This window comes from Clostridioides sp. ZZV15-6597, assembly GCF_020657815.1.
Taxonomy (GTDB): domain Bacteria; phylum Bacillota; class Clostridia; order Peptostreptococcales; family Peptostreptococcaceae; genus Clostridioides.
The window spans coordinates 1-6,057 of the sequence record NZ_JAGWCT010000159.1 but is presented as its reverse complement, the minus strand read 5'-3'; the positions used below and the strand labels follow the sequence as shown (position 1 = coordinate 6,057).

5 protein-coding genes and 1 CRISPR repeat array are annotated in these 6,057 nt (G+C 25.4%); all 5 genes read right to left on the bottom strand.

Going from position 1 to position 6,057, the window contains the following annotated elements; genetic code table 11:
• Nucleotides 1–345: putative RNA methyltransferase (locus KGF52_RS19900; RefSeq protein ID WP_413927409.1), on the bottom strand; the 345-nt coding region annotated here is incomplete at its 3' end.
• Between the two features lie 317 nt (nt 346–662).
• A complete protein-coding gene (locus KGF52_RS19895) occupies nt 663–1,097 on the bottom strand; it encodes an N-acetyltransferase (RefSeq protein ID WP_227841377.1) in 435 nt (144 codons plus the stop codon).
• Between the two features lie 129 nt (nt 1,098–1,226).
• Nucleotides 1,227–4,191: a CRISPR direct-repeat array (repeat unit 29 nt; unit sequence GTTTACATACCACTTAGTTAATATAAAAC).
• A gap of 183 nt (nt 4,192–4,374) precedes the next feature.
• Nucleotides 4,375–4,641 carry a CRISPR-associated endonuclease Cas2 gene (cas2, locus tag KGF52_RS19890; RefSeq protein WP_227841376.1) on the bottom strand — a complete coding sequence of 89 codons (267 nt, stop codon included), beginning with the start codon at nt 4,639–4,641 and terminating at the stop codon, nt 4,375–4,377.
• 3 nt (nt 4,642–4,644) lie between these two features.
• Entirely contained in the window at nt 4,645–5,625 is a 981-nt protein-coding gene (cas1b, locus tag KGF52_RS19885; protein WP_227841375.1) for a type I-B CRISPR-associated endonuclease Cas1b, read from the bottom strand.
• A 2-nt stretch (nt 5,626–5,627) separates the two neighbouring features.
• A partial coding sequence (locus tag KGF52_RS19880) for a CRISPR-associated protein Cas4 (protein WP_227841374.1) occupies nt 5,628–6,057 on the bottom strand: 430 nt, incomplete at its 5' end.

Here is a 6,057-nt window from a genome sequence, read left to right as displayed (position 1 = left end):
GTTAATATTTTTATCTAAAGTGTAGTTATGAATTGCAGACTTTATTTCTTCTGTTAAATTATCATATGCTTTAGAATTATATATTTCATGTCTTGATTCAAATAGTTCTTTATCATAAATAGTTTTAGTATTACTATTTAATAAGTTAACATATCCCTTTTTGGATATATCAAAGCAATGATTATTTATACATCTAATGCTATTTTTATCAATTGTAATCATATCTTCTTTACAAAGTGGACATTTGAATACATCTATATTTTCATTAAGTAGTAATTTAGCAATTTCTATCCTTTTTAATTTTCCAACAATCTTTTTACCTTCATTACTTATATTTTGTTTCATCTCCATAATCTCCTCAAATTTACTATTTAATTTAAATAGCACGAAATTATGGCTACTTATATAAGGTATGTTTCTATATCTTATATAAAATCATGTTATAAGTTTTTGTAAAATAGCCACAATTTGTGCGCTATTCTCTTATTCTAATATAATGCATAAATGCTCTTTTATTCATTATTTTATCCTCCCATAATTATATATTTTGTAATATATACTAGGTTACAAGCATATATGATTCATGATTTTAAGTCTCACCATTATAAAAATATATCTATCTAGATAGTAAACATTTTAATCGCTATTCTAATGTGAATATACTAAAGCTGTTTACTATATTCCATTAGATATTCTTTAAATCCTGAATCTTCATTTACTTGTTCTTTTACTATATTAAAACCTTTTTTATTGTAAAATACAACTGCTTTTTTATTATCTTTATATACTGCTAAGCTTAGATTTTTATACTCTTTAATTACATAATCTAAAAGTTTGCTTCCTATTCCTAGACTTTGATAATTTGTACTTATAAACAAAGCTCCTATAAATTCATTATCTATAATACTTATAAATCCTTTTATTTCTTCTCCATCATCATATACAAAAGTTTCAGATATAGGCATATATTCATTTTTAACAGTATTGTAGCTATTTTTCCAATAATCTTTATTTATAAAATCATGTGCTTTGATTGTACTTTCTTCCCAGATTTCCATTATTTTTTCTATATCTTTGTTATTTGATTTTCTTATCATAAATTTTATTTCACCTCATTTTTTACTACTTTCTTATCAAGATTTATAGAATATTTATGTTTTATTTAGATATTATTTAGTTAATATAGAACTTATTATAATATGAATTATTCAGAAAAAAGAACTCTTCTTTACATCCCACTTAGTTAATATAAAACCCTTCTAAAAGTCCTAATTTTAATTTACCTCTTGCCTTTATATACCACTTAGTTAATATAAAACTTTCTAATACATCAGATAATAAGATAATTTGAGTTACTTTACATACCACTTAGTTAATATAAAACCAATTGGCTTGTTTGGATTCCAAACTTGGTCAGCACTCTTTACATACCACTTAGTTAATATAAAACCTTCTTCTAACCCAATCACTAATGCACCACTCAAGGCTTTACATACCACTTAGTTAATATAAAACATAAAGTATCTAAACACATGTTACAATTTGAAACGGTCTTTACATACCACTTAGTTAATATAAAACAGTTAGTAAGGCTGGGACTGTTACAGACATGGCAGAGCTTTACATACCACTTAGTTAATATAAAACAATAGAGGATATAGAGGCGGAAATCTACTTTACATACCACTTAGTTAATATAAAACAATCTAGCTGATGTTCCCGAATGGGCTGACCTTTCAGCTTTACATACCACTTAGTTAATATAAAACCTTATAGCATTTTTAGTATTTTCATTCTGAAAAGCCCTTTACATACCACTTAGTTAATATAAAACGTTTTAAGTGTACAACAAGAATCGGTAGTAGATCTTCTTTACATACCACTTAGTTAATATAAAACCTGTCTTAGCAGTTTCTATGTTGCTTGTTAATTCTGTTTCTTTACATACCACTTAGTTAATATAAAACGTTCTTTTAATAACCTCTATAGTGTATATGCAGTCACTTTACATACCACTTAGTTAATATAAAACTTTTAATATGAATAAAGCAAAAATGCTAAAAGAGATCTTTACATACCACTTAGTTAATATAAAACATACTTCTTACTATCATCTTTCACAATATCTATCGTACTTTACATACCACTTAGTTAATATAAAACCCATACCAAGTATAAACAGCAATAAAAACAGAAATGTTTACATACCACTTAGTTAATATAAAACTAGTTAAAAAACATCGTGATGACGAGTTGGTTTCGTGGTTTACATACCACTTAGTTAATATAAAACTACTGATGAAGTTATACTTTTGAATAAAATTTCTCTGTTTACATACCACTTAGTTAATATAAAACAAGTTAAGAAAATTGTATTGTGAGTAGGTGTTTTTAGTTTACATACCACTTAGTTAATATAAAACTAAAGTCTAGGGGAATTATCTCCACGCATGTATATAGTTTACATACCACTTAGTTAATATAAAACTGTCTTATAATAGGTGCTCTAACACCTCTTGAAACAGGTTTACATACCACTTAGTTAATATAAAACGCCTTTATATTACTTATAGTCATTTCATCTGGATTTAGTTTACATACCACTTAGTTAATATAAAACTTTATCTAAAATTTAATATGTTACGTTTTTCAACAACGTTTACATACCACTTAGTTAATATAAAACCTATATTAAAATTATTAATCATACTTACATATAATTGTTTACATACCACTTAGTTAATATAAAACAATTGTTAATGAATTGTATGAAATAGAAACTAATGAGTTTACATACCACTTAGTTAATATAAAACATTTTGGACCTTTAGTTGATTCAATGTCTAATTTTAGTTTACATACCACTTAGTTAATATAAAACTTTTTAGTTTTAGAATTATACAAATCAGAATTAATAGGTTTACATACCACTTAGTTAATATAAAACGTTTCTCTTTCTTCTGATATTGAGGATACTGATAATGTTTACATACCACTTAGTTAATATAAAACTTTTTTATTAATTATGCTAAAGAGAATCATATTTTGTTTACATACCACTTAGTTAATATAAAACTCAATCAAATCTTTTCTTAATCCTCCAAATTGTTTCACGTTTACATACCACTTAGTTAATATAAAACATATGACAAGTGCAAAAGCAAATTTATTTGATTGGTGTTTACATACCACTTAGTTAATATAAAACGATCAGGACGGTTATTATTGTATTTTCTTCCTCTCATGTTTACATACCACTTAGTTAATATAAAACTATTCTAAAACCATTTCACTTATTTTATTTGTATAAGTTTACATACCACTTAGTTAATATAAAACTAGGTTATTCTACTCCAATTGCTGCTGATAATATAAGTTTACATACCACTTAGTTAATATAAAACGATATCCATTTCTCCTTTTCCAGTAATATTAAATTTGTTTACATACCACTTAGTTAATATAAAACCAAAATATTTGCCATATACCTAATAAAATTCTTTTGAGTTTACATACCACTTAGTTAATATAAAACACATTATGAATCAGAAATAACAACAGTAAATACTTAAGTTTACATACCACTTAGTTAATATAAAACAAGATTTTAGGGCATAAGACAATAGAAATGACTAGAGTTTACATACCACTTAGTTAATATAAAACTTAGTGGCTTTAAAGAACTTTAAAAACTAAATAGTATGTTTACATACCACTTAGTTAATATAAAACGAAGTTTATCTCTGTTTTCTCTTTGATACTTATAAAAGTTTACATACCACTTAGTTAATATAAAACCTGTTAAGGAAATTGTTAATACTTTTGCTATTTGGCTGTTTACATACCACTTAGTTAATATAAAACAATAAGAGGATAATTCATCAAATTAAATTCAAACCTGTTTACATACCACTTAGTTAATATAAAACCGTTAGTACAAACCCCCTTGAGGGGTGCGTAAGCGATGTTTACATACCACTTAGTTAATATAAAACCTTTTTAACTAATCTCTTAAGATAAAGTTCTTGTTTGTTTACATACCACTTAGTTAATATAAAACGCTGGTGATGTTACAGACCTTGTTAATACAAATGGTGTTTACATACCACTTAGTTAATATAAAACTATATCCAAATAGCTCTCTATATTTTTCTTCTGTTAAGTTTACATACCACTTAGTTAATATAAAACCCCAAAATATGTCTAATTGAATACATTGAAAATACTACACTCAAGCAATTATAATTCAATAAAAATATTAAAAATTGCAGTGAGCGATCAGTAGTGCAATTGATAATAGTTATCACATGCCTTCAATCCCTTATATTCCAACTGTTAACACCTATTTTAGCATAAATATCGCTCACTGCAAACCTATATAAACATTTCATCAGAATACTTATCAATACCATAACATTTCTTTTTAATTGAATTAGGATTTTTTATCTCATAAACATAGATAGAATCTTCACTATTATCAATAACCTTTTCTATTTCAGAAATACATTTATGTAACTTTCCATCGGTAATATCTCCTTCAAAAACAGAATTTTGCGTCCAAGTCAAATATTTTCTAAGTATCTTTCTAATTCTATTTAATGACCTTGCTTCAACAATATCATAAGTAACAATAACAAACATATTTTACCACCAAGCCTTTAAAACTCTATACGTTTCATCATTTATAAAATGTTTAATTAATTTGTAACACTCTAGCCTTATAAACATTCTATACGAAACTTTTCTATTTAGATTTCTATGTTTTATGGTTGTCTGCATCTTATTTTCAAATTCTTGTAAGAATTTCTTCTTTCCTTTTTCACTTAAATAACAAATTTTATCTTGATATGAAAAATCATTCTTATTGATTCTCTTATTATTAATTAAGCTAAAAATTATTGTATCAATAATAAGAGGTTTAAAAATTTCAGCAATATCTAAGCTTAAAGAAAATCTTTTTGTAGATGGTTCATGTAAAAAGCTTATAGTAGGGTCAAGTTGTGTCTTATATATCTCACTTAAAACATTCGTATACATTATGCTATTTCCAAATGACATAAGAGCATTTACTGGGTCTTTGGGAGGTCTTTTTTCTCTCTTATAAAACTCAAAATCATCTTTCAATATTTGATTAAATGATTTATAGTATGTTTTTCTTATTCTGCCTTCTTTACCCATAAGTTCTGATATTTCTTTGACATCATTCAAACTATTTAGTTCATCTTTTATAGTATCAATTAAACTTTCATCAACTTTGTAATATCTCATATTTCTTAAAATATGGTATGACGCACTTTCCACAAAGGATTTTGCTAAATATAGTCTTTCATTTTTATCTAAATAACAAGCTGATTGACATACTAAACTAAACCCTGATACACTTTTCTTTCTTGGATAATATGTACCTGAATAATACCCATAATAGTTATAGAAGTGAAGCATAACTCCATATTGGCTTATATAGTTTATAAGTTTTGTGTTTAAACCTACCTCTCCATATATATGAATATCATCAACTTGTTCTACTGGTAATATTTTTTTCTCACCTTCTAAATTATAATAATAAATTGTATTTTCTTTTCTTTTTATATTACCATTACTTATAATATAATAGTCTTTATACATTGTTACTCCTCCTTCACAAAACAAAATTCATAATAAGCACATTTTGTACAATAAGATTTTTTCTCAATTTTAGGAGGAGATAACTTCATATTTATTTCATTTATATTTATAAGTGTATTTTCAACAGCTCTTTCTTTTTCCTCTGTTAATATTAATTCTTCTTGTTTCTTTTCCTTGACATAATTTATAGTTCCTTTTTTATCTATACCCATACTCTTTTTTAAATAATATAAGTAATAGTATAGTTGCATTTCATCTGCTTCTTTCATCTTTGAACTTATTTTTACTTCCTTAACATACTCATCCTTTATTATATCTAATCTCAGGATATCATCAATTAATACCTCTTTATTTTTCATTCTTTTATAAGAATCTTCATGTACTATTTTTCCAGATAAAACCCTACTACTATTTTGTTCCATAGTTATTCCT

Coding starts and splice junctions, on each gene's coding strand:
- KGF52_RS19895 (WP_227841377.1), bottom strand. CDS start 1,097: ATGATAAGAAAATCAAATAACAAAGATATAGAAAAAATAATGGAAATC.
- cas2 (WP_227841376.1), bottom strand. CDS start 4,641: ATGTTTGTTATTGTTACTTATGATATTGTTGAAGCAAGGTCATTAAAT.
- cas1b (WP_227841375.1), bottom strand. CDS start 5,625: ATGTATAAAGACTATTATATTATAAGTAATGGTAATATAAAAAGAAAA.